15 protein-coding genes are annotated in these 20,548 nt (G+C 66.1%); 8 read left to right on the top strand and 7 right to left on the bottom strand.

From position 1 onward, the window contains the following. The first annotated feature begins 29 nt into the window (after positions 1-29). From PSRA_RS07635 to hisN, 3 genes are all read left to right on the top strand, one after another. Positions 30-2,555 (top strand): AAA family ATPase, encoded by a 2,526-nt coding sequence (locus PSRA_RS07635; protein ID WP_094661302.1) that lies wholly within the window; start codon positions 30-32, stop codon positions 2,553-2,555. Positions 2,556-3,365: 810 nt separating this feature from the next. Continuing rightward, a complete protein-coding gene (gene aroA / locus PSRA_RS07640) occupies positions 3,366-4,712 on the top strand; it encodes a 3-phosphoshikimate 1-carboxyvinyltransferase (protein WP_211280512.1) in 1,347 nt (448 codons plus the stop codon). 193 nt (positions 4,713-4,905) lie between these two features. Next, positions 4,906-5,733, top strand: a complete 828-nt coding sequence (gene hisN, locus PSRA_RS07645) for a histidinol-phosphatase (RefSeq protein ID WP_094661303.1) — start codon at positions 4,906-4,908, stop codon at positions 5,731-5,733. A gap of 505 nt (positions 5,734-6,238) precedes the next feature. Here the strand turns inward: hisN and PSRA_RS07650 are convergent. The 6 genes from PSRA_RS07650 to PSRA_RS07675 form a co-directional block, all read right to left on the bottom strand. Beyond that, a complete protein-coding gene (locus tag PSRA_RS07650; protein WP_094661304.1) occupies positions 6,239-7,468 on the bottom strand; it encodes an acetate/propionate family kinase in 1,230 nt (409 codons plus the stop codon). Between the two features lie 83 nt (positions 7,469-7,551). Beyond that, complete coding sequence (gene pta, locus PSRA_RS07655; RefSeq protein WP_094661305.1) at positions 7,552-9,246, bottom strand: phosphate acetyltransferase; 1,695 nt, start codon at positions 9,244-9,246, stop codon at positions 7,552-7,554. A gap of 148 nt (positions 9,247-9,394) precedes the next feature. Beyond that, complete coding sequence (locus tag PSRA_RS07660) at positions 9,395-11,002, bottom strand: sensor histidine kinase (protein ID WP_094661306.1); 1,608 nt, start codon at positions 11,000-11,002, stop codon at positions 9,395-9,397. A gap of 39 nt (positions 11,003-11,041) precedes the next feature. Beyond that, positions 11,042-11,785, bottom strand: coding sequence for a response regulator transcription factor (locus PSRA_RS07665; RefSeq protein ID WP_094661307.1), 744 nt, complete (start codon positions 11,783-11,785; stop codon positions 11,042-11,044). A 136-nt stretch (positions 11,786-11,921) separates the two neighbouring features. After that, on the bottom strand, positions 11,922-12,602 hold the full coding sequence (locus PSRA_RS07670) for a GTP pyrophosphokinase (protein WP_094661308.1): 681 nt from the start codon (positions 12,600-12,602) through the stop codon (positions 11,922-11,924). A 110-nt stretch (positions 12,603-12,712) separates the two neighbouring features. Next, positions 12,713-13,237, bottom strand: a complete 525-nt coding sequence (locus PSRA_RS07675) for a pyridoxamine 5'-phosphate oxidase family protein (RefSeq protein WP_158216369.1) — start codon at positions 13,235-13,237, stop codon at positions 12,713-12,715. A gap of 246 nt (positions 13,238-13,483) precedes the next feature. Here PSRA_RS07675 and PSRA_RS07680 point away from each other — a divergent pair, with 246 nt between their 5' ends. Continuing rightward, positions 13,484-14,386: a DUF368 domain-containing protein gene (locus PSRA_RS07680; protein WP_211280508.1), complete on the top strand. Its 903-nt coding sequence runs from the start codon at positions 13,484-13,486 to the stop codon at positions 14,384-14,386. Positions 14,387-14,754: 368 nt separating this feature from the next. Here the strand turns inward: PSRA_RS07680 and PSRA_RS07685 are convergent, their stop codons facing one another. Then, on the bottom strand, positions 14,755-15,789 hold the full coding sequence (locus PSRA_RS07685; RefSeq protein ID WP_094661311.1) for an FAD:protein FMN transferase: 1,035 nt from the start codon (positions 15,787-15,789) through the stop codon (positions 14,755-14,757). Positions 15,790-16,007: 218 nt separating this feature from the next. Here PSRA_RS07685 and PSRA_RS09250 point away from each other — a divergent pair, with 218 nt between their 5' ends. The 4 genes from PSRA_RS09250 (at position 16,008) to PSRA_RS07700 (ending at position 20,530) form a co-directional block, all read left to right on the top strand. Then, entirely contained in the window at positions 16,008-16,313 is a 306-nt protein-coding gene (locus PSRA_RS09250) for a hypothetical protein (RefSeq protein ID WP_143516415.1), read from the top strand. 182 nt (positions 16,314-16,495) lie between these two features. Beyond that, the gene (locus tag PSRA_RS07690) at positions 16,496-18,337 is read left to right on the top strand and encodes an FTR1 family iron permease (protein WP_094661328.1); all 1,842 of its coding nucleotides are present in this window, start codon (positions 16,496-16,498) and stop codon (positions 18,335-18,337) included. Positions 18,338-18,484: 147 nt separating this feature from the next. Beyond that, positions 18,485-19,129, top strand: coding sequence for an iron transporter (locus PSRA_RS07695; protein WP_094661312.1), 645 nt, complete (start codon positions 18,485-18,487; stop codon positions 19,127-19,129). 63 nt (positions 19,130-19,192) lie between these two features. Beyond that, positions 19,193-20,530 (top strand): Fe-S-containing protein, encoded by a 1,338-nt coding sequence (locus PSRA_RS07700; protein WP_094661313.1) that lies wholly within the window; start codon positions 19,193-19,195, stop codon positions 20,528-20,530. Positions 20,531-20,548 lie beyond the last annotated feature (18 nt).

The following is a 20,548-nucleotide window of genomic DNA, read 5'->3' on the forward strand; positions in this document are numbered from 1 at the left end:
CGGATCGTCCGCGAAAGACAAGGAATGCGATGAAGCTCTCCCACCTATCCATCGAGAACCACAGCCGGCTCATGCATGACATCGACATCGAGGTGCGCCGCCATCTCGTGCTCGTCGGGCCCAACGACTCGGGAAAATCGTCGGTTATGCGATGCCTCGACCTCCTGCTCGGCGCGGCGCCCGAGGAACTCGCGCTGCGCCTGAGTCCCGACGACCTGCGCGACAAGTCGGCGCCGTTCATCGTGCGCTGCCGTCTCGACGACCTGACGCCGCAGGAAGCCGGTGTCTTCGGCGACGCCCTCGAATGCGGTGGCGTCTCGATACGCCTGCTCGTCACCCAGGATGGGCACGGCGGCGTCACGGCCGCGCGGCTCGTGTGGGAGCGCAATGCGCGCGGCATACTCGGGGAACGCCTGCTGCGCGACGCCGAGCTGAGCGCACTGCGATGGCGTTTCGCGAGCTCCCAGCGCCGGCCCATGTACGCGGCGCCGTCGCCCGAGGAGAAGGTGTATATGCAGTTGCGGCGCCTGCACGGGCTGAGCATGCCGGGCGATTCGTACCTCAACACCGCCGTGTCGAGCGTGGATCTGGGCAAGGATGCGCGGAAGATCGCGGCATCGTACCGCTCCGTCGACAACGCGCTGCACCAGTCGCCGGAGCTGCGCCTTCTGCGCGAGCAGATCGCGCAGAAGCTGTCGCAGATCTCGCCGCGCACCGTGCGCCCCGAGGACGTTAGCTTCGCGTACACCGGCCTGCCCGAGAACTCCTCGAACCCGATGGAGGGCGTCGACCTACGCGTCAACACGGGGGATATGCATTCCGAACGCTCCGAGGTGATGGGCTCCATCGCGCAGTTCGTGCTTGCCATGCGCGGCGCGGGCATCCTCGCCATCGACGAGCCGGAGCTGCACCTGCATCCCAGCTCGCAGCGCAGCCTAGCCAAGATGCTCGCCGCGAACGACACACAGTGCATCGTGTCCACTCATTCGGCCGACATCGTCAGCGCCTTCGACCCCGATTGCATCGTGGCCATGAAGAACGGCGAGGCGCGCCAGCTCGAACCCGGCGCGCTCGATTTCGACGCGCGCGTGCGCATGAAGCTGTGGACGCATGACCGGCTCGAGCCGCTGACCGCCACCAAGCTCATCCTCGTCGAGGGCATCACCGACCGGCTTCTCGTGCAGCGCGTGGCGGAGCTGACGGGGCGCGACCTCGACCGACTCGGAGTGTCTCTGGTTCAGACCGACGGCGTGGGCAAGATGATCCCGTTCGACAGGCTGTTCGGGCCGCGCGGGTTCAACGTGCCCATGTTCCGTCTCATCGACCAGGACGCGGCCGAGGAGGTGGCGAAGAAGCTCGGCGTGCCCGTGGAGCAGCTGTCTTCCAGACATGTGTATGTGAGCCGGCGCGACCTCGAGGAGGAGTATGTCAAGGGCCTGACGCCTGGATTCGTGTGGAAGGCGATGCGCGAGGGCGGCAATTTCTCGAAGGCCGAGATCGACGCGTGGCAGCGCAAGTGGGGCGGGGTGCAGACTCCGTCGAAGCTGCAGGTGGCGGAATTCTGCCGCGCGAACAACAACAAGGTGCCCGCGTGCATGTCGGTGCTCGATGTGCTGACCCCGGCGAACGCCGGGAAGATCAAGTCGATCAATGCGTTGCTCGACGCGGCCGTGGGGGTTGCGCGTGAGGGTGACGGCGGTGACGGCGGTGACGGCGGCAGTGACGGCGTAAACGGCGGCGGTGTCCATGCGGGTGTTGGTGCGGCGACGGGCGCTGCAGGTGCAGACGCTTCGGACGCTGGCACGGGTGCGGTGTCCGGTGTCGGATTCACGGAGAACGCAAGGACCATCGAGGATATTCCCCAGGGCGGATCCGTGCGCGTCGTGACATATGACGGCGCGGGGTCCACTGCGGAGCAGGCACCGGATGATATCGTCGCCGCCATGACGCGCGCCGCCGTTACCCTCAGCCGCGTCCCGAAGAAGGCCGCGGTGGCGAACGATTCCGAGGCGATTGAGAAGAAGGCAGATTCCGGGTCCAAGGCCGGGAAGAAGGCGGAGAAGAAGGCCGCCAAGAAGGCCGAGAAGAAGGAAAAGGCCGACAAGAAGGAGAAAAAGGACAAGAAGGAGAAGGCCGGGAAGAAGGGCGGGAAGAAGCAGAAGGGCGGGAAGGACGAGAAGTCCGGCAAGGCGGCGAAGGCTGATAAGAGTTCCGAGCCCGACAAGACGGCGAACGATGCCGAGATGCCGAAACCCGCAAAAGCCCCGAGACCTGCACCGATCCCGAAGGCAGCACCGGTTCCGAAGCCTGCGACGGCTTCGCAGTCGGCAAAGCCGACTCCGAAGAAGCCCGTTCCCGCCGCGCCCAAGCAACCGGCTGCCAAGAAATCGGGTGCCCAGAAGCCGATCGCCAAGCCTCAGAAGAATCAGCCTCAGAAGAATCAGGCTCAGAAGAATCAGACTCAGAAGACCAAAGTTCAGAAGAAGCCGGCTCCGAAGAACCCGGCGCCAAGGAAGCAGACGAAACCCGCCTCCGGGAAATCCACGACCGCTTGACCAATCGCGCCCCTATCGGATCCTCGCGGTCCGGTGGGGGCGCGATCGTAAGCCCTCCAGGATCCCGAAATGGCGTTCGACGGGTGTGACGGCACCCACTTTGGGTGGTTTTGGTGGGTTGTCGGGGCTGTGGGTGGCCAAAATGGCGTTCGACGGGTGTGACGGCACCCGCTTAAGGCGATTTAGGATGGTTTCCGGGGTGTTGGGTGGCTGGAATGGCGTTAGGCGGGTGTGAGGACACCCGTCTAAGGCGATTTGGGGTTGGTTTTCGATGGTTTTCCGGTTGAAATGTGCTTAGGCGGGTGTGGTGGCACCCGTTTAAGGCGGTTTTGGGTTGGTTCCGGGGTGTTGGGTGGCTGGAATGGCGTTAGGCGGGTGTGAGGACACCCGTCTAAGGCGATTTGGGGTTGGTTTTCGATGGTTTTCCGGTTGAAATGTGCTTAGGCGGGTGTGGTGGCACCCGTTTAAGGCGGTTTTGGGTTGGTTCTGGGGCGTTGGGTGGCTGGAATGGCGTTAGGCGGGTGTGGTGGCACCCGTTTAAGGCGATTTCGGGTGGTCCGGTCCGTCGTGGGTGCTTGGCGGGTTGTCTGAGAGGTGGCGGTTCGGCGGGTGCCGGAGTGCGGAGTCGCTACGATGGGAGGCATGACGAATCCGCTCACCGCCGCACAGAACGATTTCGAGAACAATCCCGACCAGAACGCAACTCCGCGCCAGACCCACGCTCCGGCCCAGTCTCCGGCCGCGGCCTCCTCCGGTGCCGCGGTCGCCACGCCGAAGGCGCCGTCGTATCCCGATCCGTGGCCGGCGCCGATGGCCGCGGGGCCGCTCGACGCAATCGTGGAAATTCCGGGAAGCAAATCGTTGTCGAATCGCTACCTGATTCTCGCCGCCCTCGGATCACGGCCGGTCACGCTCGTCGGCCTCCTGCGCTCGCGCGACACCGACCTCATGATGGGCGCGCTGCGCTCGCTCGGCGTCGAATGCGACGTCGACCCGGCGAAAAGCACCACGGTGCGCGTCACGCCGCCCGCGTCAGGCACCTTCCGCGGCGGCCAGACCGTGTACTGCGGCCTCGCCGGAACCGTCATGCGCTTCGTTCCCGGCCTTGCGCTCTACGCCGACGGCCCGGTGCGCTTCGACGGTGACACTCAGGCATACGAACGCCCCATGAAGCCGGTGCTGGACGGCCTCGAGCAGCTCGGCGCTCGCATCGAGTACGAGGGCGAGCCCGGATTCCTGCCGTTCACGCTGACGCCGCCGACCGCACTGACCGCTGACGCCCCCGCATCCGCCCCCGCCCGCAGCATCACCATCGACTCCTCCGGCTCCTCCCAGTTCGTCTCCGGCCTTCTCCTCGCCGCCGCCCGCCTCGGCGCGCCGCTCACGCTCACGCACGACGGCGCGCATCTGCCGAGCCTGCCGCATATCCGCATGACCATGGCCGACCTCGGGGCCTCCGGCATCGGCGTCACGATGGCCCAGGGCGAGCGCGGCGACGGCACCGTGACATGGCATGTCACGCCCGGCGACGTGCAGCTTCCCGAGCGCGTGGTGGTCGAGCCCGACCTGTCGAACGCCGCCCCGTTCCTCGGCGCCGCGCTCATCGCCGGCGGCACCGTGCGCGTGCCCAACTGGCCGGCGAGCACCACGCAGCCGGGCGGCCTGCTGCCCGAATACCTCCACGATTTCGGCGCCGACGTGCGCCGCACGGACGACGGGGTCATGACCGTCACCAGCGACGGCGTGCGCAGCGGTGCCGTGCACGGACTGGGATCGTTCGACCTGTCGGCGGCCGGCGAAATCGCGCCGTCGCTCGCGGCTATCGCAGCCCTCGCGTCGTCCGACACCGACCTGCACGGCATCGCGCATCTGCGCGGCCACGAAACGAATCGCCTCAAGGCGCTCGTCACGGAGATCACACGCATCGGGGGAGAGGCGGAGGAACTCGACGACGGCCTGCATATCGGTGCCGTGGGGCTCGACCGTCTGCATGGCGAGGTGATGGAGACCTACGCCGACCACCGCATGGCCACCTTCGCCGCCATGATCGGCCTCGTCGTGTCTGGCGTGCGCGTGACAAACGTCGCCACGACGCGCAAGACAATCCCCGATTTCCCCGGCCTGTGGGCGTCGCTGCTCGCACAGAGCGCGCACTGACCGCGCAGTCTGGGCAGCCTGCGCGCTGAGCGCCGGTGGCACGCGGCGCGAAGAGGCGGAAAAATCGTGGATTCTCCGAACTCGCCGCGCCGACCGCCCGCCCGTACTACCACCACGACACGCCGCATCCAACCGCCCCGTCACCAAAACCCGTCACCAACAAGAAACCGTCACCGACAAGAAAGAAGACCCCATGACCGCAACCATCTACGACACCCGCTCCTACCGCGCCGAGCTCAGCGCGAACCCGCTGTTCGCCGACCTCGAGAACGCGCTCGCCATGGCCGACCGCGCCGACGCCATCAGCGCCGCGCGCTTCGGCGCCCTCGACCTGCACGTCGAATCCAAGCCCGACAACACGCCGGTTTCCGACGCCGACCGCGCCGTGGAGCGCGCCATCCGCGAGACCATCGCAGAGCGGTGCCCGGGCGACGCGGTGTACGGCGAGGAGCTGGGCAAGGCCGAATCCACCGGACGCCGCTGGATTCTCGATCCCATCGACGGCACGAAGAACTACGTGCGCGGAGTGCCCGTGTGGGCCACGCTTATCGGTCTGCAGGTAGGCGACGAGATCGTGGCGGGCGTGGTGTCGGCGCCAGCGCTGCACAACCGCTGGTTCGCGGTCAAGGGCGGCGGCGCGTACATGGGCGCCGGGGTGGACGAGGCGGTGCGCATCCACGTCTCGCATGTGGCGAAAGTCGAGGACGCGTCGATGTCGCTGTCGAGCCTGACCGGCTGGAAGGAGCGTGGCGACCGCCAGCAGCTGCTCGACCTGACCGACTCCATGTGGCGCTTGCGCGGATTCGGCGATTTCTGGCAGTACATGCTTGTGGCGCAGGGCGCCGTCGATGCCGCCGCCGAGCCCGAGCTCGACCTGTACGACATGGGCGCGCTCGTGCCGATCGTGACCGAGGCCGGTGGCACGTTCACCGACCTCGACGGCAACCCCGGCCCCTGGGGCGGCTGCGGCCTGGCGACGAACGGTCTGCTGCACGAGGAGATCCTCGCGGCGCTGCGGTAGGGCGTGCGGCGAATCCACGATAGACGGTTCGGGCCGGTTGGGGGAGAGCCGGGACGGCTGGGGAGGCGGAAATGCGCTTAGGCGGGTGTGCGGACACCCGCTTAAGACAATTTCGGGCTGTCGGGTGGCGGTTTTGAGGCTGAAATGGTGTTCGGCGGGTGTGGTGGCACCCGCTTAAGGCGGTTTCGGGTAGGGAATCGTTGGGATTTGCCTCGGAATGGCGTTCAGTGGGTGTGGCGGCACCCACTTTAGACGATTTTGGGATGCTGGGGTGGTGTTTCCGGTCCGGAATGGCGTTGGGCGGGTGTGCGGACACCCGCTTAAGGCGGTTTCGGGTGGTTTTAGGGGTGCTGGGTGGTTGAAATGGTGTTCGGCGGGTGTGGTGGCACCCGCCGAAGACGATTTCGGGTATGGAAAGGGCCGGCCCCCGGAGGGAACCGGCCCCTTGCGCTAAGCGGCGGCGGCACCGCGGTGCCACCCGCGTCGTGGCACAGGCGGCGAAACCTTACTCGCCGACCTTGTTGCCGTAGGAATCCACGCCGGCCTCGGCCAGGGCGGTGACCTTCTGCGCGATGGCGAGCTCTTCGTTCGTCGGAATCACGCAGATGAACACGGAGGAATCCGGGGTGGAGATGATGCGCGGATCCTTGGAACGCTTGGCGTTCTCCTCTTCGTCGATCTTCACGCCGAACGGAGCCAGGCGGTCGCACACCATCTTGCGCACGATGTCGTCGTTCTCGCCCACACCGGCGGTGAAGGTGATGGCGTCCACGCCGCCCATCTGGGCGGTGAAGTCGCCGATGTACTTGATGATGCGGTGCACGTACACGTCGAGCGCGAGCTTGGCGTCCTTGTCGCCCTCGGCCACGAGCGCATGGACTTCGCGCATATCGGAGTGGCCGCACAGGCCGGCGAGGCCGGACTTCTTGTTGAACAGCTCGTCGAGCTGGTCAACGTCCATGTGGGCGTTGCGGATGAGGTGGAACACCGCGGCCGGGTCGATGTCGCCCGTGCGGCCGCCCATGACGAGGCCCTCGAGCGGGGTCAGGCCCATGGAGGTGTCGATCGGCTTGCCGGAGATCTGGGCGGAGGCGGAGGCGCCGTTGCCCACGTGGAGCACGATCTGCTTGAGGCCCTCGGCGGGCTTGCCGATGAGCTCGGGCACGAGGCCGCCCACGTATTCGTGGGAGGTGCCGTGGGCGCCGTAACGGCGGATGTGGTACTGCTCGGCGACTTCCTTGTTCAGCGCGTAGGTGCTGGCTTCCTCAGGAAGCTGGAAGAAGTAGGAGCTGTCGAACACGAAGGCCTGCGGCACGTCCGGGAGGAGCTTGACCATGACTTCGGCGCCGATGGCCTCCGGGCCGTTGTGCAGCGGGGCGAGCACGGCGAGGTCCTTGACCTGCTGGATGGTCTTGGCGTTGACGAAAGCGGGCTTCGGGAACACGGAGCCGCCCTGGACCACGCGGTGGCCGACGGCGACGATGCCGGCGTTCTTGAGATCGGGACCGAACTCCTTGAAGAAGCCGAGGACGCGCTTGAGACCGGTCTCGTGATCCGGAATCGGCTCCTCGAGCTCATGCTTCTCACCGTTGTACTTGTACACATAGTGGCCGTCGCCCTGCTCGCCGATCTTCTCGACGAGGCCGGAGACGATTCCCTCCTGGGAGTCGAGGTCGACGAGCTGGTACTTGATCGAGCTGGAGCCCGAGTTGATGACAAGAGCGGTTTTCGCCATTGTTGGATTCCTCCATCAGATTTGTCGGAAAATTCTGCTTTCCACGTGCCAGACTAGTCGCGGCACGGTACAGCCGTCCGCGCTCACTCGCCGAGCGAATGCGGATTGTCCTGCGCCACGACGGCGGTCAGGGCGATCGTGTTGATGATGTCGGGCACCGTGGCGCCGCGCGAGAGGTCGTTGACCGGGCGGCGCAGACCCTGCAGCACGGGGCCGATGGCCACGGCGCCGGAGGAGCGCTGCACCGCCTTGTACCCGATGTTGCCGGCAGACAGGTTCGGGAACACGAAGACGTTGACATGCCCGGCCACCGGGTTGCCCTTCGCCTTCGTGGCCGCCACCTCGGGCGACCACGCCGCGTCGAACTGGATCGGCCCGACCACCTGCAGGTCCGGCGCCTTCTCGCCCACGAGGCGCGTCGCCTCCTCCACGAGCTCCACATCGGGGCCCTGGCCGGAGCCGAGCGTGGAGTAGGAGAGCATGCCCACGCGCGGGTCGATGCCGAAGGAGCGTGCGGTCTGCGCCGACTGGATGGCGATATCTGCCAGCTGCTCGGCCGTCGGGTTCGGCGTGATGGCGCAGTCGGCGAACACGGCCACATGCGTCGGCAGGCACATGAGGAACGCGCCCGACACGATGGAGGCTCCCGGCGCCGTCTTGATCACCTGCAGCGCGGGGCGCACGGTGTTCGCGGTGGAGTTGACGGAACCCGACACGAGGCCGTCGGCGAGGTCGAGCTGCACGAGCATCGTGCCGAAATACGTGGGGTCCTTGAGCGCGGCGCGCGCCTTCTCGGGCGTCATGCCCTTCTTCGCGCGCAGGCGCACGAGCTCGTTGACCATCGGCACGAGCAGGCGCTCGTCGTCGAGGGAGTCGAATTTCGCCATCTCGAGATGCTCGAGGCCCAGTTCGGATCCGGCTGCGAGAATCTGCTCGCGCTCGCCGACGAAGAGGATGTCTGCCACGTCGCGCTCGATGAGGTAGTCGCAGGCGCGCAGCATGCGCGGTTCGAGGCTTTCGGGAATCACGATGGTACGGTGCTGGCGGCGCGCACGGGCGATGAGGTCGTTCTGGAAGAAGAACGGGGTGACGGGCAGGTCGCGCTTCTTCGTGCAGGCGGTGAGCACATCGCGCGTCGGGGCCTTGCTGAGGAACACAGGCAGGCTGTCCGCGGCCTCTTGGGAGGTCTGGCAGTCCATGGGCGGAATGGTCCACACCGGCACGCCGATGTCCTGCAGCGCCTCCTCGCTGGACGCCTCCTTGGCCGGCTCGCAGCCGGTGACGAACACGCCGGCCAGATGCACGCCGGCGCGGCGGTAGAGCGCCTGGTAGGCGTTGACGGTGGCTCGCAGCTGCACGGCGTCGCGGTTGAGAGTACACACGGCGAGCATGACGACGGACTGCGTGTCGGCGGCGAAGCGGGCGTCCATGACGGCGGCCTCCGGGTCGGCGACGGGGGAGGCGTCGCGGCCGACGAGCACGCAGGCCTCGGGCTGGGTGGCGTCGCAGAATGTGTGGTAGCCGCGGGCGACGTCGCCGCGCGCCAGCGTCTGGTCGGCGCGTACGGCCGCGGTGCTGGTGGCGGTGGCCTGTTTGGCGGAGATGGCGGAGCCGACGGTGTTGAGAAGAACCGAGGTGAAGCGTTCGCCGGGGTCCGTGGCGGGGCGGTAGATCAAGGTTTTGTAGGCGGTCGCCAGGACTGCGGCGATTCCGTTCGCCACCACGTTGCGGCCGTTGCCGCCTTCCGGACTTGCGACGAAGACACTGATAACGGACATGTCCATCTCCTCGGGAGTTCAGGTGGCCGGCGACGATGCCGGCGTGTACGACGCTCTCATTCTACGCCCGACGATATTCGCGCCTGACGATGGGGCCATCGTGGATCCGTCGCGTCGCCGAAGCCACCGCAGCCGCCGCGCCATCGCATCAGCGCAGCGCCACCGTGAACGCGATGCGTCCGTCGCGCCAGCCCACGGTGAGCGTGCCGTTCATGCGCGTCACGAGTTCCTTCGCCATCGCCAGGCCGATGCCGAAGCCCTCCTTCTTCGAGTTATGCGACTCATCGGCGCGGTAGAAGCGCTCGAAGAAGCGGCTGTAGTCCTGGCCTTCGCCCGCCTTGTAGTCGTTCGACACGGTCAGCGTCGCGCCCGAGCGCAGGCCTCCGCGCGAGGCGGCCGAAATCGTGACGGTGCCGCCCTCGTCGCAGTATTTCGCGCTGTTGTCGAGCAGGATGTTCACGATTTCGGTGATTGACTGGGGCTCGGCCTTCGCAGCGATCCCCTCGTCGATCCGCGTGTCGAGCGTCAGGCCGTGCTGTTCGATGACCGGGCGGAACGAGGCGGCCGCGTCGGAGGCCACCTGCGAGATATCGACGTCGGTGAGCTCGAATTTCTGGCTTTCGCCGGCCTTCGTGAGGCGCACGAGGGCGGAGATGAGGTCGTTCAGGCGCTTGGACTGGTTGATGATGCTTTGCGTCCACTCGTTCTCGCCGTTCATCATCTCGAGAACCTCGGCGTCGGCGGAGATGATGGCGACGGGCGTCTTGAGCTCATGCGAAGCGTTGGTGATGAAGCGCTTCTGGTTCTCCATGGTGCGTACGGTCGGTTCGATGGCGCGGCGAGACAGACTCACCACGATGAGCCAGAACACGAGCAGCGCGAGGAGGGCCACGGCGGTCGAGAGGTTGCGCAGCTGGCGCTGCCAGCTGCGGATCTCCGTGTAGTTGAGGAAGATGATATCCGCCGTGCCGGGTTCGCTGCCCGTTCCCGAGCCGTCGGATGCGGCGTTGTAGGCGCTTGGCGATTTGGCGGACGAGGAGGAGGGGGAGGGTGTGGCGGATGATGCCGTGGGAGAGCCGGAGGCGGCGGAGGCCGGGGAAGACGAAGACGATGAAGGAGCCGATGTCGTCGGCGTGGCTCTATCCGGCGACGATGACGATGACGCCTCCGCCTTGGCCTCCTCCTGCGCGTTCTTGTCGACGACGCGCACGGCGAAGTACTCGCCGTCGTATTCGAATTTCACGGTGCGGTCGGACTGAAGGTCCGGGTTATGCGCGAGCAAGCGCGACATCAGCTCCTGCTCGGCGCTCGCCGAGAGGTCCGACATGGCGTGGGCGCTGCTGCGCACGAGATTGCCGTCGGCGTCCACCGTGAACACGTAGTAGTCCACGGTGCCGGTGCGAAGGCTCGGGATGAACTGGGCGGCCAGGGAATTGTCGGCCGAGCCGTCGGTGACGTAGGCGTCGGGGTTCTCGCCGGCGATGCGCGCCAGCGAGCGGTCCAGCGTGATGCCGATGAACAGCGACATGGCTCCGTTGATGATAAGAAGGATCGTGACGAGGATGATGGCGATCGCCAGCGTGGAGATGCGGATGAACTTACGGCGCAGCTGGCCGATCTGGCTGTGTCCGATGCGCCGTTCGTCCCTGACGCGGCTGGCCATCTTGTGGTGCGCCCCACGGATGGGATCCGGGGCGTGCCGCACGGGGTCGTCCGTGCCGCGACTCGACGCGCGCTCGTCTTCGGTGTCGGCCATGTGGTCCTCCTCGGTCTGTTCTTTGCGGTGCGAATCGTGTCAGCGCATCGTGGGGCTCGCCGCCTGGTGGTCGGCGGCGAGCGCCGCGTCGTCGGCCGGCTCGATGCCCGGGGTTTCCAGAGTCACGAGACGATAGCTGCCGCCGCGCTCGCCGTCGATCGTCACCCTGTCGGTCACGGCCCTGAGCTTCGTGCGCAGGTATGAGACGTACACGTAGACGAGCTCGGGGGAGGCCGTGGGCTCGTCCTTCCAGACGTGTTCGAAAATCGTCTTCGTGTCGAGGGCATGCCCGGCGTTGAGCATGAGGTATTCAAGCAGCTTGGTTTCGCGCGACGACAGGCGCATCGTGCTTTCGCAGCTGATCTGCTGTTCGCCCACGTTGAGGCTCAGCGCACCGAAGCTGAGCACGGTGGGCGTGAAGGTGGTGGCGCGGCGTGCCTGCGAGCGGATGCGCGCGAGCAGCTCCTTCATGGCGAAGGGCTTGGTCAGGTAGTCGTCGGCGCCGGCGTCGAGGCCGGTGATGCGGTCGTCCACCTCCGCCTTGGCCGTGAGCATGATGACGGGCGTCGTGACGCCCATGCCGCGGATGCGCCGCAGCGCCTCGATGCCGTCGATGCCCGGCATCATAACGTCAAGGACGATGACGTCGTAGCTTGTCGTGGCGGCGAAGTTGATGGCCTCGGCGCCGTCGTAGGCGACGTCCACGTCGTATCCGTTGACCTTGAGCACCATCGATTCCGCGCGTGCGAGTTCCTTCTCGTCTTCGGCGATGAGAATCCTCATGAGCCCCTCCTCGGTTGGTTCTTCGACCCATCGTGTTCCACAGTAGCGTGCGGGGCTGTGTCCGGGCTGGGGATTCTCCCAGAGCTCACGCACTATGCGCGGGCGCGCTTGGCCAGGCGGAGTTGGCGCGGCGGGGTCAGCGGTTCTCGTTGATGAGGTTGCGGATCGTCTGCATCTGCAGGTCGCAGGAGGCGAGCTCGTCGGCGCAGCGCTTGAGCTCCTGCGTGATGATCTGCACGTTCGCGTTGCCCAGGTCCTTCTTGTACTTGACCTGGTGTTCGAGCGCGGCCCACGAGTCCATGGCGATCGTGCGCAGCTGGATCTCGACGGGGTAGTGGCCCGGCGTCGAACGCGTCACGTCGGGGAACGGCGTTTCGACGGAGACGATCATGTGATAGCTGCGGTAGCCGTTCGGCTTGGGACGGCGCACGTAGTCCTTCGTTTCCAGCACCGTGAACTCCGGCTGGGCCTCGATATGCTTCGCCAGCGCGTACACGTCGTCCACGAAGCTGCACACGATGCGGCAGCCGATGGCATCGTGGATATCGTGCAGGGCGGAGAACGGCGTCTGCGGCAGGCCCTTGCGGTCGCATTTCTCGCGCATGCTCGCGTCGCCCTTGATGCGGTGGTTGAAATGCTCGTAGGCGCCTTCGCCGGTGCGCTCGCGAACGGCGCGGTCGAAGTCCTCGATGCGGGAGACGACCATATCCATGACCTGCGGCAGGTACGTCGCATACTCGCCGTAGATGCTGGTGCGCGGATCCGGTGCGGCTGTCGCCGTTCCGGCGGTGCGGATGTCGTGGTCGAAATCGGTCATGGCGCTGGTCTCCTTGCGTCTGTCCGGCGGCGGAATCGTCTGGGGCCGCCGGCCGAATCCCCATACTAGGCAGTCCGTCGGGACACCGCTCCGAGCGGGGCATCACGCCGTCATTCGCCGCGGGCGGCGGCGATGCGGCGCTTCATGGCGCTTTTCGACTCCTTGCCCGTCATATGCTCGATAACCATCTCGTACATGCACAGGCGGCGCCACGTCGAGGCGATCTCCTCGTCGAGGGCCTGGCCCACGCTGTCGGGGGAGAAATGCGCGCCGAGCGTTTCCGCCGCCTGGCGCTTGGCCGCGTCATCGTCGATCACGCGGATCGTGCCGAAGCAGATGACGCTGACGTATTCGGTGGAGAAATCCGCCGGAAGTACCGTGTTGCGGCCCACCACGCAGAACGATGCCTTCGGGTTGTGGGCGATGCAGTCCATGCGGTGGCCGGTGAGCGCGCCGTGGAAGATGAGGCGGCCGTTGTCATAGGCGGAGCCATCGTAGACGTAATTGACCGGCACGGCGTAGGGGTAGTCGTCGGGGCTCGACAGCGCGAGCACTCCGTCCTCGCCTTTTTCCAGGATCTCGATGGCCTCTTCGTCGGGAATCTGCTGGCGGATGCGTCGCATGGATGGGAACATCGTGTCTCCTTCGCCTCGGAAGTCTGTGTGCCGCGTATGTGGCGTGGCTCCATGATAGGCGCGGCGACATGTCGGCGGTGTGACGGGGGCGAGAAACGATGAACGACATGTGCAGACCGCGCCGCCGTGCGCTGCCGGCGCCGCGGCATCCGATAGTCTGGAACACGATGCGCGGATGCCGCCGCGCATACAGGACGCATACAGGAGGTTCCCCCATTGATAAAAGACGCAATCCGAGGATTCTGCATGGCCCTGGCCGACAGCGTGCCCGGTGTGTCGGGCGGCACCGTCGCCTTCCTTCTCGGTTTCTATGACAAATTCATCGGCTCGATCCACAACCTGTTCTTCGGCTCGCGCGACGAGCGCAAGGAGGCGCTGACATTCCTCCTGCGCCTGGGATGCGGCTGGATCGTCGGTATGATCCTCGCCATTCTCGTGCTTTCGTCGCTGTTCGCCTCGCAGATTTATGTGGTGAGCTCCGTGTTCCTTGGATTCATCATCGGAGGCATCCCCGTCATCGTGATGGAGGAGAAGGACGGCTTCCGCCACGTCATGCCCGGCGTGTTCTTCGCGCTGCTCGGCGCGGCCATCGTGGTGGCCGTGGCGTGGATGTCCAGCGTCGGCGGCGTGGGCGCGCTGACGCTCGTGCCCGTTACATGGACCATGCTGCTGCGTCTCGTCATTACCGGCGCGTTCACGATCGGCGCCATGTTCCTGCCCGGCATCTCCGGCTCGACCATCCTGCTGATCTTCGGCGCCTACATGCCCGTCATCTCCGGCGTGCGCCGCGTGTTCGGGCTTGATTTCTCCGCGCTGCCCGCCATCCTGGCGCTGGTTGTCGGCGTCATCGCCGGCGCGCTGTGCATCGTGAAGCTCATCAAGACAAGCCTCGAGAAGTACCGTCCGCAGATGATGTATCTCGTGCTCGGCATGATGGTCGGCTCCCTGTATGCCATCTGGATGGGTCCGACCACGCTCGACGTGCCGCAGCCTGCCATGTCGCCGGGCTCGTTCAGTATCCTGGGATGCCTTGGCGGCTTCGCGCTGGTGGCGCTGCTCCAGCTTGCCAAGACGCTCGAGGACCGGCGCCTCAAGCAGATGGAGGACAAGGCGAAGTCGATGTCGAAGACGCGCCGTCGCGCGAAGTGAGCGATGCCGGGCGGGTGTTCGCCGGGTGGTGGGCGCCCACCTTCGTGCGGAGGTTGGTTTTGGCGTTAGGCGGGTGTGGTGGCACCCGCTTAAGGCGGTTTTGGGCGGGTTTTCGACGATTTCCCTGGCGAGATGGCGTTAGGCGGGTGTGGCGGCACCCACTTTAGGCGGTTTTGCCGGGTTTGAGGGTGGTTTGGGGCGTGGAATGGCGTTCAGCGGGTGTTTGGATACCCACTTTATGCGGTTTCGGGTTGGTTTTTGACGAGTTTCCCGGTGAGATGGGCTTCGGCGGGTGTGGGGACACCCACTTTAGGCGGTTTCGCCGGGTTTGAAGGCGGTGGATGGCGTTGGGCGGGTGCGAGGCGCGGTCAGGAGGTGAAGAATCGTGCGGGGAAGGTGGGTGTGGCCTCCATGCGATGGTCGGCGCGGAGCCGGGCGAAGGGGAATCCGTTGTCGAGGCCGGTGAAGGCGGCGGTTGACTGCGCGTCCGCCCACGCGGTCGGGTACATCGTCTGCCCTGGCGCCACGTAGGTCCACGATGCCACCACGTCGCGCACCGGCCGGCCCGTGATCGCGTCGAGCAGATGATGCACAGGCGTCAGTCCATCCGCGGCGGTCCACCGGCGACGGCTGGGCGAACTGGCGCAGAAGGCCCCGCCCTCGATCCGAGCGACGCCCACTGCGCGGGTGGGGTCGTCGGGATCCTCGAGCGCGATGGTCAGCGCAACAGTGGTAAACAGATCGCCGCCTGCGTTGATCGTCATCTCGCATGCAGGTATGAGACTGCGGATGCGCTCGGCGAGCAGATCCACCAGGAAGCCTTTGCCCACGGCGCCGAAGTCAAGCTTCGCCGGGCGGCGTATGACGAGTTCGTCGCCCTCGTGGATGACGTCCATGCCCCATCGTGGCGAAGCCGCCGCATCCTTCGCGCCGCTGGTTTCAAAGGCGTACCCGTATCCAAGCCGGACCAGCGATTCGCCCACGCACGGGTCGAAGGCGCCGTGCGTGCGCGCGGCCAGCGCATCGCAGATCGAGAACATCGCGTCGGCGTGGAAAGGAAAGTGCAGGCGGCGCGGCCCTTCGCCGGGGGAGAACGGCCGCGCGGCCTGGCTCAGCGTGGAATCGGGGCGGAATCGGCTGAAAGCCTGCTCGAAATCGTGGACGAGGTCGGCGAGGTTGCTGCGAAGGCCGGCGACGGGTGCTTGCGAAAGATTCACGATGATGCCGCACCCCACGGCTTCGGGAAGCGTCACCACATGCGGCAGCCTGCGCCGGAGGGCGCCATGGGGGTCAGCTCCATGCGGGTCGGTGTCATGTGGGTCGGCGATCTGCGGATCGGCGGCATGCGCCATACGATTTCGCGTTTCGTCATCCGATGCCCCGGCCATGTCGGTCTGCGCCATCCCGCCTCCGTTCGTAGTCTGTGCCTTTTGCGATGTGTGCCTTCGCGATCCGTGCTGCGACCTATGTCGTTCGCAATCCGTGCTGTGGAGCGCCGCTCCACTCGCAGTGTATTCCGTTTGCCGTCGATGGGGAAGACCCTTTGTGTCATTCGTTTTCCACCTCGGTCCCCGCGTTTTCCCGGCGCGTCGCCGTCCGCATCGTGGAACGGAGCTCCGGCGTGTCGCATCGTATTACCTTTCACGCCATGCGGCGCGCCGCCGGCCATCGTCTCGTCGCGTCCGCCGAAGGGCACCTGGGCTACGGCGGTCAAAACCTTGCAAACAAGCCGATTGTGGAGCGGCTGCATAATCGCGAAACCGACGCGCCGCACAATGGCGCCGCACGACATGCGCGCGATTTTATGGAAAGAATCCGAAAAAACAAGACTGTTTTTCCGAAAAATCCTTGGGTACCTTGTCGGATGGAACGCAGGACGCCCAGCCGTATGGAGCCGGACGCCACCGGAATACGAGCAAGGAGTTGAGCACCATGGGGAACGGTACACGGCCGGGACTGTCGAGCGGGGCGCCTTTCGTCACACACCCCGCCGGCATCGCCGACGACGCCGGGCGCGTTCGGATCTCGCGCGCCGACGCCTTGGTGTTCGAGGCCCGCCCCCAGCACGGTGCCCCTCGTGTGCTTCGGATGCGTTCCGTCCGTGACGGCATGGGCGCTGCGAATCGTCTTGCGCACGCCGTCGCCGCGGTTGTGCTGCTGCTGACATCGGTCTGCGCCGTCGCCACCTCCGTTGTTCCTAGCGCGTTCGCGCAGGGCACCGATGCCGGCAGCACATCATCCTCGGATTCTTCGTCCGCCGCATCGTCGGATGCCGCATCCTCGGGCACCGACACGATTTACACAACGGCCACCGACGCCGACTCGTGGTCGCAGATCGCCGACCGCGTCGCCACCGAACTGGCCGACGCGCAGGCCGACTACGCCGCCGCCGACTACTCGAGCGCCTACTCCGCCGCCCAGCGCGCCTATAACCAGGTCTACGTCGCGTCGAATCTGGCGAACGCCATCTCGACGACGGACCAAGCGTCGTACACGTCCCAGACGCAGCTGTTCCAGACAGTCTCGAAGCTTACGCATACGCAGGGCAACGAGGCGCAGCTCGCCTCCGACATCGCCGAGCTGAACGCCTCTGTTTCCGCCTCCGCCGCCGCGCTCGACGCCGACTCCTCCGTCGCGAATCCACGCGATTACGCCGCCCAGCGCCTTGCGCAGATCCAGTCCGAGCGCGAGACCCTCGACGCGAACAAGAAGCGTGTGAACAACGGCAAGGGTGACCGCACGTGGAGCGACGTGGCCTCTGAGATGGTCACGATTCTCGACGACGCCTATGCCAAAACCGAGGCGGGCGACGGCCGCGCCGGCTCCGACCTCGTGAACGAGGCGTACTACCAGTACTACGAGAAGCTCGGCTTCGAGAAGAACGTCATGAACGCCATCAGCGGTTCGCGTGTCTCGCAGGTGGAGAACCAGTTCAAAACCTGCCGCAAGGACATGGTCGGCACCACGGGCGCCAGCCTTTCGCAGACCAAGGCGGACGTGGAGTCGCTCAAGTCCATGCTTGTGGAGGACGCCGCCGAGCTCGACGGCGGCGCGGCCGACTCGGTGAGCCCGTGGCGCCGCTTCTTCGCCTCCGCCTTCGGCCAGGCTTTCATCATCCTCCTGCGCGAGGGTCTCGAAGCCATCCTCGTGGTGGCCGCAGTCATCGCGTACCTGGTGAAAACCGGCAACAGGAAGTCGATCAGGTTCATCTACCTCGGCATTCTCATGGGCCTTGTCGCCTCCGGCATCATGGCAGTGATCCTGAACATGGTGTACGGGGCGAGCGGCTCCAACCAGGAACTCGTCGAAGGCTGGACCGCCATCGCGGCCATGGTCATGCTCCTGTTCACCGGCAACTGGATGCTCAGCAAATCGTCAGTCGACTCATGGAACCGTTATGTGTCGACCAAGACGAAGCAGAGCGTGGCGAAGGGCAGCGTCATGTCACTCGCCATGCTGTCCTTCCTTGCCGTGTTCCGCGAAGGCGCCGAGACAGTGATCTTCTACGAGGCGCTGCTGGGCATGATGTCGGGCAGCAGCCATGACGTGTGGGTCGGCGCGGCCTCCGCGGCCGTCGTGCTCGTCATCGTGTTCCTGCTCATCCGCTTCACGTCGGTGAAGATCCCCATCGGTCCGTTCTTCGCCATCACGAGCGCCTTCATGGGGCTCATGGTGGTGGTGTTCGCCGGCGGCGGCCTGCACGAGCTTATCGAGGCGGACGTGTTCGACGGAACGTATGTGCCTGGCTGGCCGACCAACGATTTCCTCGGCATCTACCCGTACAAGGAAACCGTCGCCTTCCAGATCGTCATGCTCGTGGCCGTGGTGGCCCTGTTCGCCGTGTCCACGATTCGCAGGCGCCGCTTCGAGAAGGCGCGCGCCGCGGCTGACGGCACGGCGGCATCCGACGATGCCGCATCCGCCGAACCCGCTGAACCCGCTGCCGCCTAGCGTGCATCGGCTCTTTCGCCATCGTCTTTCAGGCGCAGGCATCGTATTCAAGCTTCCCGGCCGCTACCGCGACCGGGTGCATGGGCGAACCGACCCATGCGACAACTCACCATAACCCCACTCCATCACCCTTACGGAAGGAAAACCATGAAGAAGAAGCATGTCGCATCCATCGCGGCCCTCGCACTGCTCACCGCCTTCGGCACCGCCGCCTGCGGAAGCTCCGCATCCTCGGGCTCCGCCGCTTCCGACACGACCGCCTCCGACACGACCGCCTCCGCGTCGGCCGCCGACGACTCGAGCTCGTCCGACAGCGCCGGCTTCGAAGAGATCTCCATCGGAGACGATATCGAGGCCGGTCCGCTCAACATCGGCGCCGTGTACTTCCAGCCCGTCGACATGGAGCCCGCCGGCATGGGCCTGAGCGCGGCGGAGGCGAGCTTCCACCTCGAGGCCGACATCCACGCCCTGGCCGACAACAACCTCGGCTACGCCACCGGCGACTTCGTGCCCGACTGCACCGTGGAATACGCCATCGTCAACAACGAGACCGGCGAAACCGCCGACTCCGGCACCTTCATGCAGATGAACGCCTCCGACGGCATGCACTACGGCGGCAACGTCAAGCTCACCGACGCGGGCAGCTACACGCTCAAACTCACCATCCACTCGCCGGCCGAGAACGGCTGGATGCTCCACACCGATTCGGAAACCGGCGTGACCGGCCACTTCTGGACCGAGCCGCTCGAGGTGGAGTGGACCAACTGGGACTACACGCCCGTGGAGTGGTGACCTCCGCCCTGAGGGCATGACCCGTTCACAAGAGGCCAGATCGAAGCAGGCAAGGAAGGCATTATGCTGGCACAATTCATCCAGGCATGCCAGGGCACGCTGGCACCGGCGCTCGTCGCCATGGTGTTTTCGGCGCTCCTGGGCGTCGATGAGGGAGGCGACAGGCCCCGCAGCGCCCGATGGCGCCTGTACGGGTTCCTCGTCGGGCTCGCCGCGGCCATCGTCTTCGCCGCCGTGCGCGGAACCGGCGCGCTGAACCAGCGCACGGTCGTTACCGTGCCCACGCTATGGGCCTGCCTCGTGGCCGACGCGCTTGCGCTCGCCGTTGTGTTCGTGTCGCGCCGCGCCGTCGCCGGGTGGCGCGACCACCCGGCGGTGCTCGACGCGTGCAATCTCGTCGCCGCGGGCGCCATCGCCCTCACCGCGTTCCGCGCGCTTCCCGGCGTCATCCTGCAGTTGACGAATTTCATCGAGACGGGCCAGCCCGTGTTCACATCCGCCATGCTGCTGCGTGCGCTGGGCTTCCTGTTCGGAATCGGCCTGGCCGTCGGCACGGCGGTGCTCGCGCGCTCCCTGTACGCCAGCGTGCCGCGCGGTGTGTTCGTGCTGTGCGCGGCGCTTCTCGAACTCGTCATGCTCGCGCAGCATCTGACGGATCTGCTCAAGGTGCTCCAGTCCGTGCGCCGCGTGCGCCTGCACGGTGCCGCCTTCCGCTTGCTCGCCGTTCTCGTGAACCACGCCACGTGGTTCGCCCTGGCGCAGGTGGCGGTGTTCCTCATCGCCGTCGTGACGGCCATCGTGTCCGGCATCCGCATGAGCCCCGCCGGTCCCATCTCACCGCGTGACTTCCGCTACCTGCCGGGCATCCCGCGCGTGCTCGCCTACGGCGGGGAGCCGAACGAAGCCATCGTGCGCCGCCGCCGCAAGTTCCGTCGCCACGCCATCGCCTGCGCCGTCTGGACCCTCGTCGCCTCGGTCGGCGTCACGGTGGCGCTGACCTACGGCGTGGCCGCCACCCAACGCGTCATCACGCTGTCGGATCCCGAGCCGTATCAGGTAAGCGAGGGAACCATCACCATCCCGTACACCCAGGTGGAGGACGGACACCTGCACCGCTTCCAGTACACCGCCGCCGACGGCACCGTGATGCGCTTCATCATCATCCGCAAGAACGGCAACTCCTACGGCGTGGGGCTCGACGCCTGCGCCAACTGCGGCGACGCGGGGTACTACGAGAAGGACGGCAAGATCATCTGCAAGAAATGCGACGTGGCCATCAACCTCGCCACCATCGGCTTCAAAGGCGGATGCAATCCGATTCCCTTCGACTACACCTCGCAGGACGGGGCCATCCAGATCCAGACCACGACGCTCGACGCGCTGTCGGGGAATTTCTCATGACGGTGCGCGCGATGCTTC

This window comes from Pseudoscardovia radai, from assembly GCF_002259605.1.
GTDB classification, from domain to species: domain Bacteria; phylum Actinomycetota; class Actinomycetes; order Actinomycetales; family Bifidobacteriaceae; genus Pseudoscardovia; species Pseudoscardovia radai.